This window comes from Microbacterium barkeri, from assembly GCF_027921765.1.
GTDB classification, from domain to species: Bacteria; Actinomycetota; Actinomycetes; order Actinomycetales; family Microbacteriaceae; genus Microbacterium; species Microbacterium barkeri.
The window spans coordinates 1-887 of record NZ_BSEJ01000036.1 but is presented as its reverse complement, the minus strand read 5'-3'; the positions used below and the strand labels follow the sequence as shown (position 1 = coordinate 887).

Genomic DNA, 887 nt, shown 5'->3' with positions numbered 1-887 from the left:
TGCGGGTGCGGGTGAGGGCGCCGCGGATGCGGGCGCGGCTGGTGGGTCGGGTGTGCGGTTCGAGGATTCGGAGCGGGTCGGTGAGGGTGGGGAGGGGGCGCGGACGGCGACGCAGATCGCGTCGGACCTCGCCGTGGAGGTCCTGTCCGCCCTGTGCGGCGACCCGGACGACACCCCCGCCCCCTGGTCAACCACCGACACGGACACGACGGGGTCGACGGAGCCCGACGCGGGCGCGACGGAGCCCGGCGCGGCGGGCGCGGACGCCACGGACACCACGGACGCCGGAACGGGCACGACGGAGCCTGCGCCGGACGCGGTGACACCGGATGTGGACGACGTGAACGTGGACGCCGCGGATGCGACCGCGGACACGGACTCGGCGGCCCCCGATGCGGGCACCGAGGACGACGACGCGAGGCCCGACGCGGACGACCTCGGCGTGGACGTGGGTTCCCGTGTCTCGGGTGCTGCGGGATCGCCCGACCGGACCGACACGGGAGCTGATCCGCCCGGCACTGGCGACGCTGACCCTTCGAACACGGCGTCCGCACGCGGCGCTCCGCCGCCGGCGCGGGGCTTGGTGGGGGATGTGGATCGGGTGCTGTCGCGGGTGCGGGCGGTGGTGCAGGTCACGGTCGCGGCGACGACGCTGGCGGGGTTGGATGATGAGCCGGGGTTCCTGGCCGGGTACGGGCCGATCGACGCGGACACGGCCCGCAAGCTCGCGGGGAACGCGGCGGGGTGGGAGCGGGTGTTCTGCCATCCCGACACCGGGGCGCTGCTCACCGTCGAGCGTGTCAAATGGTGTGTGTAAGGGGTGCTGGTTCTCCTTACGAAAGGAAGCACGCACTTGGCGATCGACAAGGTGGCGCGGGAAGCGCGTC

At 73.8% G+C, this 887-nt stretch carries 1 protein-coding gene; it reads left to right on the top strand.

The features are described from left to right. Positions 1-52: 52 nt before the first annotated feature. Positions 53-817 carry a hypothetical protein gene (locus PKE79_RS16470; protein WP_271174783.1) on the top strand — a complete coding sequence of 255 codons (765 nt, stop codon included), beginning with the start codon at positions 53-55 and terminating at the stop codon, positions 815-817. Positions 818-887 lie beyond the last annotated feature (70 nt).